The organism is Pseudomonas sp. PB103 (genome assembly GCF_009764635.1).
Lineage (GTDB): Bacteria > Pseudomonadota > Gammaproteobacteria > Pseudomonadales > Pseudomonadaceae > Aquipseudomonas.
On sequence record NZ_RWIL01000121.1, the window covers coordinates 55,252 to 72,119 of the forward strand.

19 protein-coding genes are annotated in these 16,868 nt (G+C 61.8%); 5 read left to right on the forward strand and 14 right to left on the reverse strand.

Features of this window, described 5'->3' with window-relative positions; all coding sequences use genetic code 11:
- Window positions 1-33 precede the first annotated feature (33 nt).
- Both EJA70_RS21425 and EJA70_RS21430 read left to right on the forward strand, forming a co-directional pair.
- Window positions 34-1,446, forward strand: a complete 1,413-nt coding sequence (locus EJA70_RS21425) for an aspartate aminotransferase family protein (protein WP_158833323.1) — start codon at window positions 34-36, stop codon at window positions 1,444-1,446.
- A gap of 83 nt (window positions 1,447-1,529) precedes the next feature.
- Window positions 1,530-1,754 (forward strand): MbtH family protein, encoded by a 225-nt coding sequence (locus EJA70_RS21430; RefSeq protein ID WP_008088166.1) that lies wholly within the window; start codon window positions 1,530-1,532, stop codon window positions 1,752-1,754.
- 199 nt (window positions 1,755-1,953) lie between these two features.
- Here the strand turns inward: EJA70_RS21430 and EJA70_RS21435 are convergent, their stop codons facing one another.
- From EJA70_RS21435 to EJA70_RS21470, 8 genes are read right to left on the reverse strand one after another with little or no spacing between them, the layout of a single operon-like run.
- Window positions 1,954-2,859 (reverse strand): metal ABC transporter solute-binding protein, Zn/Mn family, encoded by a 906-nt coding sequence (locus EJA70_RS21435; protein ID WP_158833325.1) that lies wholly within the window; start codon window positions 2,857-2,859, stop codon window positions 1,954-1,956.
- Window positions 2,860-3,759: a metal ABC transporter permease gene (locus tag EJA70_RS21440; protein WP_007917717.1), complete on the reverse strand. Its 900-nt coding sequence runs from the start codon at window positions 3,757-3,759 to the stop codon at window positions 2,860-2,862.
- Window positions 3,759-4,607 carry a metal ABC transporter ATP-binding protein gene (locus tag EJA70_RS21445; RefSeq protein WP_158833327.1) on the reverse strand — a complete coding sequence of 283 codons (849 nt, stop codon included), beginning with the start codon at window positions 4,605-4,607 and terminating at the stop codon, window positions 3,759-3,761. The genes EJA70_RS21440 and EJA70_RS21445 overlap by 1 nt, the downstream gene beginning before the upstream one ends.
- Window positions 4,604-5,533, reverse strand: a complete 930-nt coding sequence (locus tag EJA70_RS21450; RefSeq protein ID WP_158833329.1) for a metal ABC transporter substrate-binding protein — start codon at window positions 5,531-5,533, stop codon at window positions 4,604-4,606. Before EJA70_RS21450 ends, EJA70_RS21445 begins: the two co-directional genes overlap by 4 nt.
- Window positions 5,534-5,568: 35 nt before the next feature.
- Entirely contained in the window at window positions 5,569-6,144 is a 576-nt protein-coding gene (locus EJA70_RS21455; RefSeq protein WP_158833331.1) for a DUF6162 family protein, read from the reverse strand.
- The gene (locus EJA70_RS21460) at window positions 6,141-6,482 is read right to left on the reverse strand and encodes a hypothetical protein (protein WP_158833333.1); all 342 of its coding nucleotides are present in this window, start codon (window positions 6,480-6,482) and stop codon (window positions 6,141-6,143) included. Before EJA70_RS21460 ends, EJA70_RS21455 begins: the two co-directional genes overlap by 4 nt.
- Complete coding sequence (locus EJA70_RS21465; RefSeq protein WP_053122195.1) at window positions 6,479-7,021, reverse strand: hypothetical protein; 543 nt, start codon at window positions 7,019-7,021, stop codon at window positions 6,479-6,481. Before EJA70_RS21465 ends, EJA70_RS21460 begins: the two co-directional genes overlap by 4 nt.
- Window positions 7,018-8,217, reverse strand: coding sequence for a PepSY domain-containing protein (locus EJA70_RS21470; protein ID WP_158833335.1), 1,200 nt, complete (start codon window positions 8,215-8,217; stop codon window positions 7,018-7,020). The genes EJA70_RS21465 and EJA70_RS21470 overlap by 4 nt, the downstream gene beginning before the upstream one ends.
- 372 nt (window positions 8,218-8,589) lie before the next feature.
- Between EJA70_RS21470 and leuC the strand changes: the two genes are divergently transcribed.
- Both leuC and leuD read left to right on the forward strand, forming a co-directional pair.
- A complete protein-coding gene (gene leuC, locus EJA70_RS21475) occupies window positions 8,590-10,008 on the forward strand; it encodes a 3-isopropylmalate dehydratase large subunit (RefSeq protein WP_158833337.1) in 1,419 nt (472 codons plus the stop codon).
- Window positions 10,005-10,619 carry a 3-isopropylmalate dehydratase small subunit gene (leuD, locus tag EJA70_RS21480; RefSeq protein WP_158833339.1) on the forward strand — a complete coding sequence of 205 codons (615 nt, stop codon included), beginning with the start codon at window positions 10,005-10,007 and terminating at the stop codon, window positions 10,617-10,619. Before leuC ends, leuD begins: the two co-directional genes overlap by 4 nt.
- Before the next feature lie 127 nt (window positions 10,620-10,746).
- Here the strand turns inward: leuD and EJA70_RS21485 are convergent, their stop codons facing one another.
- The 4 genes from EJA70_RS21485 to soxR all read right to left on the reverse strand — a co-directional run bounded on the left by EJA70_RS21485 (window position 10,747) and on the right by soxR (window position 13,993).
- A complete protein-coding gene (locus EJA70_RS21485) occupies window positions 10,747-11,697 on the reverse strand; it encodes a LysR substrate-binding domain-containing protein (protein ID WP_158833341.1) in 951 nt (316 codons plus the stop codon).
- Window positions 11,698-11,714: 17 nt separating this feature from the next.
- Window positions 11,715-12,590, reverse strand: coding sequence for an alpha/beta fold hydrolase (locus EJA70_RS21490; RefSeq protein ID WP_158833343.1), 876 nt, complete (start codon window positions 12,588-12,590; stop codon window positions 11,715-11,717).
- 240 nt (window positions 12,591-12,830) lie between these two features.
- A complete protein-coding gene (locus EJA70_RS21495; RefSeq protein ID WP_008088133.1) occupies window positions 12,831-13,289 on the reverse strand; it encodes a VOC family protein in 459 nt (152 codons plus the stop codon).
- A 251-nt stretch (window positions 13,290-13,540) separates the two neighbouring features.
- Window positions 13,541-13,993 carry a redox-sensitive transcriptional activator SoxR gene (gene soxR / locus EJA70_RS21500; RefSeq protein WP_008088131.1) on the reverse strand — a complete coding sequence of 151 codons (453 nt, stop codon included), beginning with the start codon at window positions 13,991-13,993 and terminating at the stop codon, window positions 13,541-13,543.
- Between the two features lie 93 nt (window positions 13,994-14,086).
- On the opposite strand from soxR, the gene EJA70_RS21505 reads away from it, so the two are divergent.
- On the forward strand, window positions 14,087-14,452 hold the full coding sequence (locus EJA70_RS21505; protein WP_158833345.1) for an antibiotic biosynthesis monooxygenase: 366 nt from the start codon (window positions 14,087-14,089) through the stop codon (window positions 14,450-14,452).
- Here the strand turns inward: EJA70_RS21505 and EJA70_RS21510 are convergent.
- Both EJA70_RS21510 and EJA70_RS21515 read right to left on the reverse strand, forming a co-directional pair.
- The gene (locus EJA70_RS21510) at window positions 14,449-15,552 is read right to left on the reverse strand and encodes a sigma-54-dependent Fis family transcriptional regulator (RefSeq protein WP_008088127.1); all 1,104 of its coding nucleotides are present in this window, start codon (window positions 15,550-15,552) and stop codon (window positions 14,449-14,451) included. The two genes, EJA70_RS21505 and EJA70_RS21510, sit on opposite strands and share 4 nt — an antisense overlap.
- Before the next feature lie 24 nt (window positions 15,553-15,576).
- On the reverse strand, window positions 15,577-16,764 hold the full coding sequence (locus EJA70_RS21515) for an acyl-CoA dehydrogenase family protein (protein ID WP_158833347.1): 1,188 nt from the start codon (window positions 16,762-16,764) through the stop codon (window positions 15,577-15,579).
- Window positions 16,765-16,868: the final 104 nt, after the last annotated feature.

Genomic DNA, 16,868 nt, shown 5'->3' on the forward strand with positions numbered 1-16,868 from the left:
GTCACTATCCATAGCGTATTGAGGGGTCGAGAGATGTCAGTCGCCACCAGCCTTATCGAAGAGTCGTCGGCCCGGGTCAGCTCGGCGCCAGCGGAAACGCTGTACCAGTTCAACGAGTCGCCGTTGCTCGCGCGTCAGGCGCAACAGGAATCCAACGCCCGCAGTTATCCACGGCGCATTCCGCTGGCGCTCAAGCGTGCCAAAGGCCTGTACGTCGAAGACGTTGAAGGCCGCACCTTTATCGATTGCCTGGCCGGTGCCGGCACGCTGGCGCTCGGCCACAATCACCCGGTGGTGATCGAAGCGATCCAGCAAGTGCTGGCCGATGAACTGCCGTTGCACACCCTCGACCTGACCACACCGGTCAAGGATCAATTCGTTCAGGACCTGTTCGGCCTGCTGCCGTCTGCTCTCGCGGCGGAGGCGAAAATCCAGTTCTGCGGCCCGACCGGCACTGACGCAGTGGAAGCGGCGCTGAAACTGGTGCGCACCGCCACCGGGCGCAGCACCGTACTGTCGTTCTCCGGTGGTTACCACGGCATGAGCCAAGGCGCTTTGAGCCTGATGGGCAGCCTGGGGCCGAAAAAGCCGTTGGGCGCGTTGCTCAGCAGTGGCGTGCAGTTCATGCCGTTCCCGTATGACTACCGTTGCCCGTTCGGCCTCGGTGGCGCTGCGGGCGTCAAAGCCAATTTGAGTTATCTGGAAAACCTGCTCAACGACCCCGAAGCCGGCGTGCAACTGCCCGCCGCCGTGATCGTTGAAGCCGTGCAGGGCGAGGGTGGGGTGATTCCCGCCGACATCGAGTGGCTGCGCGGTCTGCGCCGAATTACCGAGAAGGCTGGCGTGGCGTTGATCGTCGACGAGATCCAGAGCGGTTTCGCCCGTACCGGCAAGATGTTTGCCTTCGAACACGCCGGCATCACGCCTGACGTGGTGGTGCTGTCCAAAGCCATCGGTGGCAGCCTGCCGCTGGCCGTGGTGGTGTATCGCGACTGGCTCGACACCTGGCAACCGGGCGCGCACGCCGGCACGTTCCGTGGCAACCAAATGGCGATGGCCGCCGGCTCTGCGGTGATGCGTTATCTGGTCGAGCACAAGGTCTGCGAGCACGCCGCGGCCATGGGCGAACGCCTGAGCGAGCACCTGCGCATCCTGCAGCGTGACTTCCCGCAGCTGGGCGACATTCGTGGCCGTGGCCTGATGCTCGGTGTTGAACTGGTCGACCCGAACGGTGCGCCGGATGCCCTCGGTCATCCGCCGGCGTTCGCGGCTCTGGCGCCGTTGGTGCAACGCGAGTGCCTCAAGCGCGGGCTGATCCTGGAGCTGGGCGGCCGTCACGGTGCGGTGGTGCGTTTCCTGCCGCCGCTGGTGATCACCGCCGCTGAAATCGACCGTGTTGCCGAGATCTTCGGCCGTGCCTTGGTGGCCGCGACCGCCGCCGTGTAAATTTTTCGCCGCGCCGAACGTTCTTTCTACATACCCGGCTGCACCCGTTGTGCAGCCCACCCTTACAACGATGGAGAACCAGCATGACGTCAGTATTCGACCGCGAGGACATCCTCTTTCAGGTCGTGGTCAACCACGAAGAGCAGTACTCGATCTGGCCGGACTACAAAGCCGTGCCGGAAGGCTGGCGCACCGTGGGCAAGAGCGGCCTGAAAAAGGAATGCCTGGCCTACATCGAAGAAGTCTGGACCGACATGCGTCCGCTGAGCCTGCGCCAGAAGATGGAAGCGCAGGCCGTGGCGCAATAAGCATCCGGCAAAAAGAAGCCCGCTGAACCGATAAGGTCAGCGGGTTTTTTCATGCCCTGGATTTGTGTTGATGATCAGGGCCTCATCGCTGGCAAGCCAGCTCCCACAGGTATCGGGGGGATTACAAAATCTGCGTTCACCGCGACCCCTGTGGGAGCTGGCTTGCCAGCGATGAACGATAACGCGGTCTCGAATGAAATTACGCCCCGCTCAACCCCTTGAGCAGCAGATCCACATTCCCCTCCAGCTCCGCCACCGGATCCGCCGCATCGATGCTCAACACCAGCAACCGGCTACCCGACTCGGTAATCGCCGCTTTCACCGCCTCCGCAGGCTGGCGATGATGCAGCACCACCGCCACGTCATTGTCCTTGAGCGTGGCTGTCAGCTTTTTCAGATCCTCCGGCGTCCACTCCGCATCCGGACGCGGATCCTGGCCGACCAATTCCAGATTCAGGCTGCCAATCAAATAACCGAAGTGATCGCTCAAACTCATCACGCTCAGGTTGTCGGCACTGGCCAGCCGCGCCTCGCTGTCGGCACTGAGCTTGAGCAAACGCTGTTTCAACGTCGCCAGGTTCGCCTCGATCGCAGGCTTGGCGGTCGGTGCCAGGCGCACCAGATCCGCCGCCATGACGTCGGCCATGCGCCCCATGTTGTTGCTGGAAAGCCATGGCTGACTGTTCAAGCCATCGATCTTCAGACCTGGCTGCACAGCGATGCCGGGCAGGGCGCCGTCGACCGGCCGTGCCGCGTCGACTTCAACGATGCGAATATTGCTGCGCCGAGAAATCGGGTACAGCGGATCGTCAGCCCACAGCGAGCGTACGCCGATGACCGCGTCGGCACCGGTCGCGAGTTTGCTCAGCGCCGGCGCGCCACGCCCGGTGAAGTAGGCGGTCTGGCGACTGCCCGGCAGGTTCGCCGGTGCCGCGCGTTCGAGGCTGACGTCGGTGCCCTTGAGCAGCACTTCACCCAGGCCGTAGGTGATCGGCAGCGACGCCAGCACCCGCAGCGGTTTAGCGTTTTCGGCGGCCAGCAGTGGCGTGCAGACGACGCCGCACAGGGCCATGGCCAAAGTCAGTTTGCGCATTGAAAAAGTCATTTATCCAAGATTCCCTTTCAGGCTCGGGACGACACCGCGCGCGATGGCGGCGAGGGCGAAGGCGATGCCGGCGACCAGAATGATCGCGGCGCCGGACGGAATTGGCAGATCGAAGACGATCGGCGCGAGAATCCCGCACAAGGTGCTGACCGTGGCAATCAACACCGAACACCAGAAAAAGCCCTTGAGCGACTGGCTGAGCAAACGCGCTGCCGCCGCCGGAATCACTAGCAGGGCACCAACCAGAATCGCGCCGATGACTTTCACCGCCGCGACGGTAATCAGCGTCACCAGAATCACGAACAGATAATCCAGGGTCTTCACCGCGACGCCGCGCACCGCCGCCAGTTGCGGGTTGAAGCTGGCGAGCATGATGCGGTTGTACAGCGGCAGCGCCAGGGCCATGACCAGCGAACCGACGATGGCCAGCACCGCCAGATCATTGCCGTTGACGGTCAATACCGAACCGAACAACACGTTCTCGAGGATGTGCACGTTGATCTTGCCGGCGAGAATCAGCAGCAGGCTCGCACCCAAGGCCAGCGACACCGAAAGGAACACGCCGATCAAGGTGTCGGGCGCCAGGCCGGTGCGGTTGCGCAGGTAATTGAGCAGGATCCCGAACAGCAGGCAGTAACCGAACAGGCTGCCGTACGGCCCTGTGTAGGGTTCGCCGAGCAGAATGCCGATGGCCACACCGGTCAGCGCCGCGTGGCCGACCGCTTCGGAGAAAAACGCGAAGCGTTTGACCACGACCAGCGTGCCGAGGCCGCCGAGCACCGGGCCGATCAACAGGCCGGCGAGCAACGCATTGACGACAAAACCGTAGGCCAGCGCTTCCGGCAGGTAACCGGACGAGGCCCAGCCTTGAACCATCAAACGAAAGGCTTCGTAACTCATCAGCTCGCGCTCCGTGGATGGGTCGAAAACAGTGTCAGCAGACGCTCCGGGGTCAGCGCCTCGCGAGGTGTGGCGTCGAACAGCACACGACGGTTGAGGCCGGTGACGCGATCGGCCATACGACCGACCGCTTCCAGATCATGCTCGATCCACAACACGGTGATGCCGGCGGCGCGCCAGTCATTGAGCAGGCGTTCGAAGACTTGAATCCCGGCTTCGTCGAGGGCCGACATCGGCTCATCGAGCACCAGCAATTGCGGCGCCGGAATCAACCCTTGCGCAAGCAAAACCCGCTGCCGCTCACCGCCGGACAGCGCGCCCATGCGGCGCTTGCGTTTGTCTTGCATGCCGACGCGTTCCAGCGCATCGCCGATGGCGCCGGCGTAATGTTTGCTCAAACCGAGAAAGGCCGGGCGACGCTGGCACATCGCGGCCATGAAATCGTCGACGGTCATCGGCAAACCGCGATCGAATTCCAGCGCTTGCGGCACATAACCGATGGTGCCGGGCTCGCCGGGCCAGTGCAGGCTGAGCTGGCCCTGATGCGGCATCTGCCCGAGCAGGGTTTTGATCAACGAACTCTTGCCGCCACCGTTGGGGCCGACCAGTGCGTGGACGCTGCCGGGTTGCACCTGGAAGCTGACCTTGTCGAGAATCGTCGTACGCCCCAGCGTCAGACAAACCTCCGTAAAATCCAGCGTCGGCCCCGAAACCTGTAGGGGCGAGCCTGCTCGCGATAGCGCTATGTCATCCAACGAAGAGGTTGCCTGAACCGACGCATTCGCGAGCAGGCTCGCTCCTACAGGGGATTCGGTGTGGTCGGCGATCAGGGTTTCTTTTGAGGTCATGCGCCGGACTCCTGAATCGCCCGTACCACAGTGTTGAGGTTGCCGGTCATTTCCTTTTCGTACTTGTCGGCGGTGTATTCGCCGTAGGAAATGTGCGACAGCGGGTACAGCTTCACCCCGGATTCACGCTGAATGGTTTCGACGTAAGTGGAGGGGAAATCCATCTCCGAGAAGATCACTTTCACATCCAGTTCGCGCAGTTGATCGATGGTCTTTTTCAACTGGCTCGGGCTTGGCTCGATACCGTGCGCCGGCTCGACCACTGCCGTCACTTCCAGGCCGAACTCGCGCAACAGATAGTCATAAGCCGCATGCACCGTGGCCACGCGCAGTTCGGCGTTCGGCGCCTGGGTCAGCTTGGCCAGCGCGTCGGCACGCATCTGCCGCAGGCGTTTGCCGTAGGCGCGGGCGTTTTGCGTGTAGGTCTTGGCGTTGTCCGGGTCGAGCTTGCCCAGCTCGCGGGCAATGTTGTTGACCTGGGCGATCGAGGCGCTGATCGACAAAAACGTGTGCGGGTTGACCACTTTGCCGGCGCCGCGCGCAGCGACCCCGGTGGCGGCCAGCAGCGGCACGTTTTCGTTGGCTTCGATGGTCTTGATGTTCGGTGTTTCGCTGGCGGCGATCATGCGGTCGGCAAAATCATCATGGCCGACACCGTTGAGCACGATCACGTCCAGCCCGCTGATGCGCTTGATGTCTTCGGCGCGAGGCTCGTAGGCATGCGGGTTGAAACCGGCGGGAATCAGCGGCACGACCTCGGCCTTGTCGCCGACGATGTTCGCCACGTAGCTGTAATAAGGATGCAGAGTGATGCCGATGCGCAGGCGCTTGGCTTGCTCGGCGCTAACCAGCGGGCTCAGCAGGCAGGCGCAGAGGCCGACCAGAAACATACGCAACAAGGGACGGCGAGGCGATGAAATAGACATGGGCAAACGGTCTTCTCTCGAATGAGGGCGAGGAATCAATGGCGATGTTCGCGGGTAACCCCGGCATCGTATTGCGCGACGATCTGTTTCCAGCCTGCGGCCGACAGGGCGGCGGCGGTCAGTTCGGTCGGCACCTTGAGATCGGCGTCGCGGTTGAGCCAGATGTCTGGCGCTGCGGCGTGATCGGCGCTCAGCAACATCACAAACGAACCGGCGACGGCGGGTGCCTGGCTATGACCGAAGTAGGCGGTGTCCGCCAGCAACTGCCAGGCATGACCGCCACGGCTGACCGAACTCGCATCCTGAGCAAACGGGGCGAAACCTTCGTCGGCGAGATTCTGCGGCGATGGCAACGTTTGCTGGTCTTCGCGCAGCAGGCGAATTTCGTCGAGGGTCACCCGCAGGTCGGCATAAATGCCTTGCTCTGATGCACTGAGATCGCGGCGCGCATCGAACTGATTGCTGGCGACCGGCTCCGGCTCATGGGACACCCCGCGCCACGCCACCACCGAACCGGCGACCGCCAGAATCAGCAGGCACAACAGCAACACATTGAGGGTTTCATGGCCGGCACCGGCCGGGCGTACGACTTGCGTGGTGGGCGTACTCATGGGGCCTCGATATCGGCTTGGTCGATTTCGACGACGTGGCCCGGGCCTGCGTCGAACAGCACGTAGAACTCGGCGCCGGGTTTCTTGAAGGTCACGGTTGAATCGGCACCGAGCTTGCCCGGTACCAGAATGGTTTCGTCGTAACCGATCACGTCGAGGGTCACGCCGGGCGCGCCGCTGCCGTCGGAAAAACCGCCGGTGCATTTGATCTGGTCAGCGTCGATGGCTTTGCATTCGCACATCGGGTTATGCGCCAGCGCGCTGCCAGTGAAACCGACGCAGAGCACCAGCAACGCGGCGCTCAGCCGCAGGCGGGAAAGGCGTTGCGAGCGGGTCATGGTTTGGCTCCTTGTTGAGTCAGCCAGGCAATGGTGGCGGGGGAGGCCTGGCTCAGGGGAATCGAGGCCTGGTGCATACTGCCGTCCCAGCCTTCCATGGTGATCCACAGTTCGGCGTCGGCTTTGGTTTTCTCCGGCACCGGCAACTGCGCGCCCATGCGGTACGGCGCGCCGAAGAAAATCACCCCGGCGGCGCGCAGGCTGCGCGGCTTGCCGATGCGCAGGTAAGTGGCTTTAACCTTGTCGATACAGGCATCGCAAAGCGCGGCGTTAAAGCCTTTCATGTAGCCGGCCGGGCCTTCCAGACGTGGCGCCTCGTTGCGCAATTCGGCGAGGCGCAGGCTCCACGGGCCGACTGCGATTTCGCCGACTTCGCGTTCACCGAGGCCGGCATCGCCGCGAAACAGCGCGACATCGGCGAAGTATTTCGGCATGAAACCCAGCGGAATCAGCAGCAACAGCACGTTGATGTGGAAACGCCATTTGTGCCAGAACACGCTCAAGCGCGACGGTTGCGGCAAAGCTGCGGACTTGCTCATGGGTTGACCTCCGACGTTTCCCGGCGCATCGCCGGTTGCGCCTGCACGCGGTTTTTCTTCGATTCACGCTTGAGTGCATTGGCCGTGGCCAGCGCGGTGCGTTTGGTCCAGATCAGCAAACCGCTGAGCACCATCATGCTCAGCAGCAGGCCGAAGAAGAACCAGATCAACTTGATCCACAACCCGCCAAAGTCGCCGGTGTGCAGCGGGCGCATGGATTCGGTGACGAACTCCAGCGACGTGCGGTCGCTCAACAAACGTGAAGTGGCCAACTCACCGCTGTAGGGATCGAGCGTTGCGGTCTGGAACATCAACGGATACCAGCCGCGACCGCCGACGTTGAGGTGGGTATAGGCGTTGACCGGCAGGCTGACGAAGCTGACTTCGAGGCCTGGGATTTTCTCTTGGGCGATTTCAATGGCGCGATCCAGACTGATGCGCGGCGGCGGGCTGCCGTCGGCCGAGATCGGCACCGCTTCACGGGACATCGCCGGAATGATCGGTTCGCTGGATATGGAAATGTGGTTGTCGAACAGCAGCGCCTGAATCAGGAACCAGGTGCCAGTGATCGAAATGACGGCGATAAACCAGATCGACCAGATGCCGCTGAGGCGGTGGAAATCGCCCCAGAAGATTCGCGCGCCGTGGCGAAAGCGCAGGGTCGGGCTAAAGAATCCTTTCCAGAAGCGTTTATAAACCACCAGCCCGGTTACCAGCGAAGCCAGCAACGGCAGACCGAGGAACGACACCAGGTACCAGCCCCAACTGAAACCGTTGGTGAACGGTACTAGCCACCAGCCATGCAGGGCGCGGGTAAAGGCCTGGAAGTTGAAATCGGGCGCGACTCCCTGAATCACCCCGGTGTACGGGTTGACGTAAACGGTCTGCTCGCGGCCGTCCGGGTAGCTGACCTGCACGTCCAGGGCAAAATGCGACTCATCCGGGCGGCTGATGCTCTCGACCACGGTGCGTGGTTCGGCTTTTTTGATCGCCGCGAGTACCTGGTCGTAGCTGAGCAGCGGTGCGTCGTCGGTCGGTTGGCTGGCGCGCATTTGCGGGTTGGCCAGCCAGACGATTTCCTGGCTGACCACCGCCAAGGTACCGGTGACGCAGACGATCAGGACAAAAAACCAGATCGGCAACGCCAGCCAGCTATGAACGAGGAACCACAGTTTGGAGCGGGATTTCTTCGACATGATTGCGCGTCTTGATTTCGATGGAAGGGCGCGGCACCACGGGCTTCGCAGCACAGCAGTCCCCGAACGACCGCTCGTGGCTTTTGCCTACGCGAACGGCCTGCATCTCTATAAGACGAATGAGCGACGCAAATCCCGAAAGGCGATATGAAAGCAAATGTTTCGCAATCTCTTCTGTAGGAGCTGCGGCACGCTGCGATCTTTTGATTCTATTTTTCAAGGTCAAAAGATCGCAGCCTCGTTTCACTCGTCAGCTCCTACAGGGGGGGATTGAACACGATTCATGATTCGCGCCATCACTGTCTGGCAATTGATGGGCGGCAGCGTCTGCCTATGATGGCAATCACCCGGATTGCTTGAGTGAACGCCCTGATGAGTCCCAGAACCCTTTACGACAAACATATCGATTCGCACACGGTGTGCTGCCTCGACGATCAGGGCCATGTCCTGCTGTATATCGATCGTCAGGTGATCAACGAGTACACCAGCCCGCAGGCTTTCAGCGGCCTGCGCGCTGCCGGGCGCCAGGTCTGGCGCCCGGGCACGGCGCTGGCGGTGGTCGATCACGTCAACCCGACTACGCCGCTGCGTATCGCCGCGATGCCCGATGCCGGCGGCGCCCGGCAAGTGTCGTATCTGGCGGAAAACTGCCGGGACTTCGGCATCGAACTGCTGGACATCCTCGACAAGCGCCAAGGCATCGAGCACGTGATCGCGCCCGAACAAGGCTTCATCCTGCCGGGTATGGTCATCGCTGCCGGTGACAGCCACACCACGACCTATGGCGCACTGGGTGCTTTCGGTTTCGGCATCGGCACCTCGGAAATCGAGCACCTGCTGGCGTCGCAGACGCTGGTCTACAAACGCCTGAAAAGCCTGCGCGTCACGGTGGACGGCGAACTGGCCCCGGGCCTGACGTCCAAGGACGTGATCATGGCGCTGATCAGCCGAATCGGCGCGTCCGGCGCCACCGGTTACGCCATCGAATTCTGCGGTTCGACCATCGATGCGTTGAGCGTCGAAGCGCGCATGACCATCTGCAACATGGCCGTCGAGGCCGGTGCGCGCGGCGCGTTCATGGCGCCGGACGACAAAGTGTTCGCCTACCTCAAGGGCAAACCGCGTGCACCGGTCGGTGAGTGCTGGGATCGCGGCGTGGAGGCATGGCGAGAATTGCGCAGCGATCCGGGCGCGGTGTTCGACCGCGAAATTCATCTCGACGCCGGTGTGCTGGAACCGATGGTCACCTGGGGCACCAGCCCGGATCAGGCCGCCGCCATCGGCGCGCGAGTGCCGGACCCACACACCATCAGCGATCCAATCCTGCGTCAGGACATGCGCCGCGCCCTCAACTATATGGGCCTCGAAGCGGGCATGGCGCTCAGCGATATCGTCATCAGCCACGCCTTTATCGGCTCATGTACCAACGCGCGGATCGAAGATTTGCGCGACGCTGCCAGCGTCGTGCGCGGGCAACAGGTCGCCGGGCATGTACGCGCGATGATCGTGCCCGGTTCCAGCGAAGTGCGGGCGCAGGCAGAGGCGGAAGGTCTCGCGCAGATTTTTATCGACGCCGGTTTTGAATGGCGTCAGTCCGGTTGCTCGATGTGCCTGGCGATGAACGATGACGTGCTCGCCCCCGGCGACCGCTGCGCATCCAGCACCAACCGTAATTTCGAGGGTCGGCAGGGCGCCGGTGCGCGCACGCATCTGATGAGCCCGGCAATGGTCGCCGCCGCTGCGATCAGCGGTCGACTCACTGACATCCGCCACTTTGGAGAACGCCCATGAGCCTGCAACCCTTTACTCAGGTCAGCGGTCAGGCCGCGCCGTTTCTGGCGGCCAATGTCGACACCGACGTGATCATGCCCAAACAGTTTCTCAAGGGCATCGACCGGCAAGGGCTGGATCGCGGGGTGTTTTTCGATCTGCGGTTTTTGCCCGATGGCACGCCCAACCCCGATTTCGTGTTGAATCAAGCGACGTGGCAAGGCTCGAGTTTTCTGGTGGTCGGGCCAAATTTCGGCTGCGGTTCCAGCCGTGAACACGCGGTGTGGGGGTTGCAGCAGCTGGGTGTTCGCGCGTTGATCGGCAGCAGTTTTGCCGGGATCTTTTACGACAACTGCCAGCGCAACGGCGTGTTGTTGATCACCCTGGAAGAGGCGCAGGTGCAGCAAATCGGAACGCTTGTCGGCGAGGCTGAAACGGCGCGGCTCAGTATCGATCTGCAGGCGCAGCGGATCAGCCTCGCGGATGGCAGCGTGGTCGATTTCCAGATTGATGCGCTGCGCAAAACGTCGCTGTTGTTGGGGCTGGACGCGATCGGCAGCACCTTGCAACGCCGCGATCAGATCAGCGCATTCGAACGCCAACACCTGGCTGACAACCCGTGGTTAAGTTAAACGCATAACCTGTGGGAGCTGGCTTGCCAGCGATGGCGGTGTGTCTGCAAAAATGATGTTGGATGTACTGATGCCATCGCTGGCAAGCCAGCTCCCACAGGGTTTCGTGGTGTTTGGGTGTTTGGGGTTACAGGGACAGGCTTTTGAAGTGCTCCTGCAAGAATTCCACACACGCGCGTAATTTCCCCGAATGCGCCAACCGTGTCGGGTACACCGCCCAGACATTCGCGCTCTGCCGGTAATCTTCCAGCACCTGCACCAGCAACCCTTGCTCCAGCAGCGGTTTCACATCCCACAACGAACGCAGCAAAATCCCACGCCCATCCAGCGCCCATTGCAGAACAATCTCGCCATTGTTCGATGACAACGGCCCGCTGACCCGCACGCTTTCCTCGCCGTCGTCACGGTTCAGGTTCCAGATGCCGAAGGCGTTGTCGCGTTCCTTGATCACCAGACAGTCATGCTGCTGCAAGTCCTCCAGCGTCAGCGGGGTGCCGCGCCGTTGCAGATAGCCGGGCGCCGCGCACAACACGCGCCGATTGCTCACCAGTTGTCGACCGATGTGCTGCCCGGGAAGGTCATCACCGACACGGATCTCCAGGTCGAAGCCTTCATTGATGATGTCCACGACCCCGTCAAACAGGTCGAGGCGAATCTCCAGGTCTGGATAACGTTCGGCCAGCAACGACACCGCCGGTGCCACGTGATTGCGCCCGAAACCGAAGCTGCTGCACAGGTGCAAACGCCCACGCGGGCTGTCGTGGGCGTCGCAAAGTTCGTCGTGCAGTTGCTGAAAGTCATCGAGAATGCGCAACGCCCAGCGTTGCACCCGTTCACCGTCCTCGGTCAGCGAGACGCGACGACTGGTGCGGTGCAGCAGGCGAGTGCCGAGGGTGGTTTCGAGAATCTGGATACGTTTGCTGACGTAGGCCGGTGACAGGCCCAGCTCATCGGCCGCGGCGGCAAAGCCGTTCTGGCGGATCACGGTGAGCAGCACTCGCAGGTCTTCGGGCAGGGGCACGGTGTCTTTGTTCTGGGGCATGGCAACACGCACACTGGCGGCAGGAGCCGCGAGCATAGCATTGGGGGTTTTGCTCAGCGCAGGAAGGCCAGCGCTTCGGCGAGCACCAGTTCGGGGACTTCTTCGGCGAGGTAGTGGCCGGCGGGCAGGGCCTGGCCGGAGACATTTGTCGCCACTTGCTGCCATTCCCTCAGCGGATCGAAGCAGCGGCCGACGGTGCCTTCGGCGCCCCACAACACGCGCAGCGGCAAACTCAGGTGATGTCCGGCAGCGATGTCGGCCCGGTCGTGTTCCAGATCGATGCCGGCGCTGGCGCGGTAATCCTCGCAGATGCCGCGTGCGCTGCCGGGTTGTTGCAGGCAGCGTCGGTATTCGCTGAAGGCTTCATCGGTGAACGGTTTGAGGCCGGCGCTGCGACTGCCCATTACGCTGCGCAGATAACCTTCCGGGTTGGCTTCGATCAGCGTTTCCGGTAGCGGCGCCGGGCGAATCAGGAAGAACCAGTGCCAGTAGGCGCGGGCGAAGGCTTCGTTGGTTTGCGTGTACATCGACAGGGTCGGCGCGATGTCCAGCAACAGCATGCGTTGCACGGCGGCGGGATGGTCGAGCGCCAGGCGATGAGCGACCCGTGCGCCACGGTCGTGGGCGAGGATCGAGAACTGCTCGAAGCCCAGGGCTTTCATCAACTCGACGTTGTCCCGGGCCATTTCGCGCTTGGAGTAACCGCGGTGCAACTCGTCAGCGTCGGGGCGACTGCTGTCGCCGTAACCGCGCAGGTCGGCGGCGACCACGGTGAAGTGTTCGGCCAGTTGTTCGGCAATCTTGTGCCAGATGACGTGGGTCTGCGGGTGGCCGTGCAACAGCAACAGGCCCGGCCCGCTGCCGCCGACGCGGCAGGCAATGTCGACGCCGTTGACGTGGCGCTGGTCTTTGAGGAATCCGGCAAACATCGGGTTGATCCTTGTTTCAGGGGGCTTGTTGCCTGCATCCTGAAAGTGTCCGGGGTTTGGGGCAAGTCGCAAAGCGTGATGGGCCGGTTCATGAAATGTGATGTGTTTGTCTGTACCGGCCCCATCGCGGGCAAGCCCGCTCCCACAGGGTTGTGTGGTGTGGCGTAGAAAGCGGTCACACCACAGATCCCTGTGGGAGCGGGCTTGCCCGCGATGAGGCCATCAATTTCACCGAGAAATTCAACCCTGGCTAAACATCTCCATCGCCCGCTGCCTGATCTGCTCTTGCGTCAAATCCTCCTTGCGCGAGGCCAGAAACCACAGGTGCCCATACGGGTCCTTCAACGTCCCGCTACGATCACCGTAAAACTGATCCTTGACCTCCGACACCGTCGTCGCCCCGGCATCCAGCGCCCGCTGAAAGGATTTGTCGACATCGGTGACATACAAATGCAAACCCACCGACACGGCGTTGTCCGGACTGCTCAACGGCCCTTGATCACACGGCGAACCGAGCATGATTGCACTGTCGCCGATGCGCAGTTCGGCATGGCCGATACCGCCGTCCGGCATGGATAAACGCATGACTTCGGTGGCACCGAAAGCCTTTTTGTAGAAGTCGATGGCCTCGGCGGCTTTGTGAATGCCGAGATACGGGGTAATGCTGTGATACCCCTCGGGAATGGGTTTGACGCTCATGACGTACTCCCTGATTGTTGTTTTGCGAGGTGAAGAATCACTATAGAACTGTCCGCGCAGTGCTGACTTTTGCCCGACGAGCAGCAAGAGCATGCAACCCCTGTGGTGAGGGGATTTATCCCCGATGGGCTGCAAGGCAGCCCAAAACCTGAGTCCCCATTTTTACAGTAATACCTAATTGACTGGCTTAGGGGCTGCTTCGCAGCCCATCGGGGATAAATCCCCTCACCACAAAAGCCTCCTGAAATCGATTAATCCTTTGGGAAATGCGGCCCAGGCCCTTTTTCACCCAACACATCGCCCTGGTTGCGCAGCGGGCAGGCTTGCATTGAAAGGCAGCCACAGCCAATACAGCCATTCAGCCGATCGCGCAGCAGCGTCAATTGCTCGATCCGCTCATCCAGTTCCCGCCGCCACTGCTCGGACAAAACTTTCCAGTCTGCCGCCGTCGGCGCGCGATCATCAGGCAGAATCTTCAGCGCTTCGCCAATCTCCGCCAACGGAATCCCCAGGCGTTGCGCGACCTTGATCAACGCTACCCGCCGCAGCACCTCACGTGGATAACGGCGCTGATTGCCGGCGTTGCGCTGGCTTTTGATCAGCCCCTTCGATTCATAAAAATGCAGCGCCGTCACCGCCACGCCACTGCGTGCCGCGACTTCGCCGACGGTTAACTGTTTGTGCAGGTTTTCTTTGCTGATCATCTGAAAACAGCTCTTGACCTTGACTTAACTAGAGGTTTTACCCTGCAGGCCTTCGAGTCGCAAGATTCGCCTTACCGCCAAGTGGGGATTTTCATGCAAGCATCAGCGAAAAACCGCAGTTTCACTCAGTTGATCGAATTCGAGATCGAGCCGCGCCAGCAACCGGCATTGGTCAATGCGCTGTCTGTACAGTCAGAGCGTCTGGCCCAGCGTCATGAGGGCTTTGTCAGTGCCAGCGTGCAGGCCAGCGATGACGGCCGCCGCGTATTGAGCTTTCTGCAATGGCAGACCCGCGAAGCGGGGGAGGCGGCGTTACGCAGCTTTGAAAGCGGTGAGCAGGATTTCTGGCAACTGATTCACACGCATCAGGCGAAAACCATCACCTTCAATTCCTTCCAGGTGCTGAGCAGCATCGCCCGCAGTCACGACGATGCGCTGCACTGCAACCTGGTCGGTTAGATCGACAGTTGAATCAAACGCTCGCCGTGCAGGTTCTCCGTGAGACGCCGTTTGTTCACCGCCAGTTCGCCGATCTTGATCAGTCGCGTGCGCGTGACGTTGCGGCTCAGCCCGAGCAGCGCGGCGGTGTGTACCTGGTTGTAATGGCAGAAGCGATAAGCGGCGCGCAGCAAAGCGTCTTCAACCTTTTCGTGCAGCGCACCGGCCTGCTGCGCGAAGAGTTTTTGAAAGGCTTGCTCAAGCAGTGCTTCCGGAGAGTCATCAACACTGGCGTGCTGGTCGTCCGGGCGTTCGATGCGCAGATTGGACAGGCGTAAATCATCACGCTCGATCACGCCGTTGCGGCAGATCAACAGGGTGTGATGGATGACGTTTTCCAGCTCGCGGATGTTGCCCGGCCAGCTGTAGCCGCGCAGTTTGTGCTCGGCACCGGGGCTGATGGTGACCCGCCCGTACCCGAGGCGCTGACTGTAGGCTTCGATGAAATGCCGGGTCAGCGGCAGGATATCGCCGGGGCGTTCGCGCAACGGGCTCAGCTCCAGATTGACCACGTTCAGTCGGTAGTAAAGATCCTCGCGGAAATTCCCTGCGTTGATGGCTTTTTCCAGTTGCACGTTGGTCGCCGCCAATACCCGCACATCAATCGGAATGCTTTTGCGCGAGCCCAGCCGCACCACTTCGCGCTCCTGCAAGACCCGCAGCAACTTCACCTGAATCGCCATCGGCAGATCGCCGATCTCATCGAGAAACAAGGTGCCGCCGTCCGCTTCCTCGAACCAGCCGGCCTTGGCACTCAAGGCGCCCGTGAAGGCGCCTTTTTCATGACCGAACAATTCGGCCTCCACCAGCGATTCGGAGAATGCCCCGCAGTTCACCGCAATGAAGGGCCGATGGCGGCGATGGCTCAAGTTGTGGATATGCCGCGCGACCAACTCTTTGCCGGTGCCGGTCTCGCCGATGATCAACACGCTGGCTTCGCTCGGCGCGACTTGTTGCAGATGCGCGAGCAGGGCCTGGGACTTCGGGTCTTCGAACACCTGCGCGGTGGCGCGGATCGACGTCGCCAGGGCGGGTGAGGGCGGTAGGGTCAGCAGTTGCATGGGCTCGCTCCACAAAGGAAAGAATCAGGAATAGAACGTCGGCACCGGCAGCGACTGGTTCAGCGCCCAGTCGCCCAGCTCATGGAGTTTGTAATCCAGCGGATCGTGCAGGGTTTGCGTGCGCAGGTTGCGCCAGTGCCGGTCGAGGCGCAGCGAGGCGTGGGTCGAGCGCGCGCCAGTCACTTCGAACAGTCGGCTACAGATGTCCAGGCCCTGACGGCTGGCGGCGACTTTGGCGGTGGCGATCGCCGTGGCGACCTGGCCGCGCTCCTCGGCGCTGAGGTTCGGGCCTTTGGCCCAGGCCTCGTCGAGCAGCGTCGCCGCGCGTTCGACCAATAAGCGAATGCCTTCAAGGGCGACCCAGAATTCGCCGTAATGCGCGAGCACGTAAGGGTCTTCACGCACGCTGCGCGCCGAGGATTTGTGCCAGAGGCGGGTTTCACTGAGGGTGTATTGGCGCGCTTCTTCGAAGGCGCCTTCGGCAATCCCGAGGAACATATGGGTGAATGTCAGCTGCGCAATCAGCGGTCGCAGGCAGGCGAACGGCGTGCTCAACGGGCCGGGGTCGAGAAGCAATTCCGACTCTTCGACCCGCACCCGTTCAAAGGTTGCACTGCCGCTGTCGGTCTGGCGCTGGCCGATGTTGTTCCAGTCGTTGTGCAGGGTGATGCCGCTGCGGCCACTGGGAATTGCCGCGATCAGCAACTTGCCGCCGGCGCTTTCATCGACCGCCGAGGCGATCAGCATCTGCGAGTCGCTGGCGCCGGAGCAGAAACTCTTCTTGCCGGAAAACTCGCGCCAGCCACCGAGATCCTTGACCACCGTGCGGGTGTCCAGCGGGTTGAGCGCGTTACCCCAGAACCAATTCTGGCGGGCGGTCTGTTCGAACCACGGCTGCCATTGTTCCGACCGCGAAAACAGGCGCACGGTGGCGAGCATCAGGTGGTGAAAACCGAAGACGTGGGCGATCGAGCTGTCGACCTTGGCGAACTCGCGGACGATTTGCAGGGTTTCGCTCCAGCTCGCGCCGAGGCCGCCGTAGCGGGTGGGTATGCTCAGGGCCAGCAGGCCGCTGTCGCGCAGGGCATCGCGCTCGGCTTTCGGCGTGCCACCGCGTTCGTCGCGTTCGACAGCGGTGAGGGCAAACTCGGCGGCCAGTTGGCGGGCGGTTTGCAACGGGGATAGCAACGTACTTTGCGGTTTGGCAGTCACACCAACACTCCTGAATTCAAACACCCCCTGTAGGAGCTGCCGCAGGCTGCGATCTTTTGCCTTTGATTTTTTTAAAAACAGATCAAAAGATCGCAGCCTGCGGC

What these genes read in the sequence shown, in the direction of transcription:
- EJA70_RS21485 (WP_158833341.1), bottom strand. Translation starts at nt 11,697, where the DNA reads ATGCTCGCGGCTCCTGCCGCCAGTGTGCGTGTTGCCATGCCCCAGAAC.
- leuC (WP_158833337.1), top strand. Translation starts at nt 8,590, where the DNA reads ATGAGTCCCAGAACCCTTTACGACAAACATATCGATTCGCACACGGTG.
- EJA70_RS21435 (WP_158833325.1), bottom strand. Translation starts at nt 2,859, where the DNA reads ATGACTTTTTCAATGCGCAAACTGACTTTGGCCATGGCCCTGTGCGGC.
- EJA70_RS21450 (WP_158833329.1), bottom strand. Translation starts at nt 5,533, where the DNA reads ATGTCTATTTCATCGCCTCGCCGTCCCTTGTTGCGTATGTTTCTGGTC.
- EJA70_RS21430 (WP_008088166.1), top strand. Translation starts at nt 1,530, where the DNA reads ATGACGTCAGTATTCGACCGCGAGGACATCCTCTTTCAGGTCGTGGTC.
- EJA70_RS21445 (WP_158833327.1), bottom strand. Translation starts at nt 4,607, where the DNA reads ATGACCTCAAAAGAAACCCTGATCGCCGACCACACCGAATCCCCTGTA.
- EJA70_RS21510 (WP_008088127.1), bottom strand. Translation starts at nt 15,552, where the DNA reads ATGCAACTGCTGACCCTACCGCCCTCACCCGCCCTGGCGACGTCGATC.
- EJA70_RS21460 (WP_158833333.1), bottom strand. Translation starts at nt 6,482, where the DNA reads ATGACCCGCTCGCAACGCCTTTCCCGCCTGCGGCTGAGCGCCGCGTTG.
- EJA70_RS21465 (WP_053122195.1), bottom strand. Translation starts at nt 7,021, where the DNA reads ATGAGCAAGTCCGCAGCTTTGCCGCAACCGTCGCGCTTGAGCGTGTTC.
- EJA70_RS21490 (WP_158833343.1), bottom strand. Translation starts at nt 12,590, where the DNA reads ATGTTTGCCGGATTCCTCAAAGACCAGCGCCACGTCAACGGCGTCGAC.
- EJA70_RS21425 (WP_158833323.1), top strand. Translation starts at nt 34, where the DNA reads ATGTCAGTCGCCACCAGCCTTATCGAAGAGTCGTCGGCCCGGGTCAGC.
- EJA70_RS21505 (WP_158833345.1), top strand. Translation starts at nt 14,087, where the DNA reads ATGCAAGCATCAGCGAAAAACCGCAGTTTCACTCAGTTGATCGAATTC.
- EJA70_RS21440 (WP_007917717.1), bottom strand. Translation starts at nt 3,759, where the DNA reads ATGAGTTACGAAGCCTTTCGTTTGATGGTTCAAGGCTGGGCCTCGTCC.
- soxR (WP_008088131.1), bottom strand. Translation starts at nt 13,993, where the DNA reads ATGATCAGCAAAGAAAACCTGCACAAACAGTTAACCGTCGGCGAAGTC.
- leuD (WP_158833339.1), top strand. Translation starts at nt 10,005, where the DNA reads ATGAGCCTGCAACCCTTTACTCAGGTCAGCGGTCAGGCCGCGCCGTTT.
- EJA70_RS21455 (WP_158833331.1), bottom strand. Translation starts at nt 6,144, where the DNA reads ATGAGTACGCCCACCACGCAAGTCGTACGCCCGGCCGGTGCCGGCCAT.
- EJA70_RS21495 (WP_008088133.1), bottom strand. Translation starts at nt 13,289, where the DNA reads ATGAGCGTCAAACCCATTCCCGAGGGGTATCACAGCATTACCCCGTAT.
- EJA70_RS21470 (WP_158833335.1), bottom strand. Translation starts at nt 8,217, where the DNA reads ATGTCGAAGAAATCCCGCTCCAAACTGTGGTTCCTCGTTCATAGCTGG.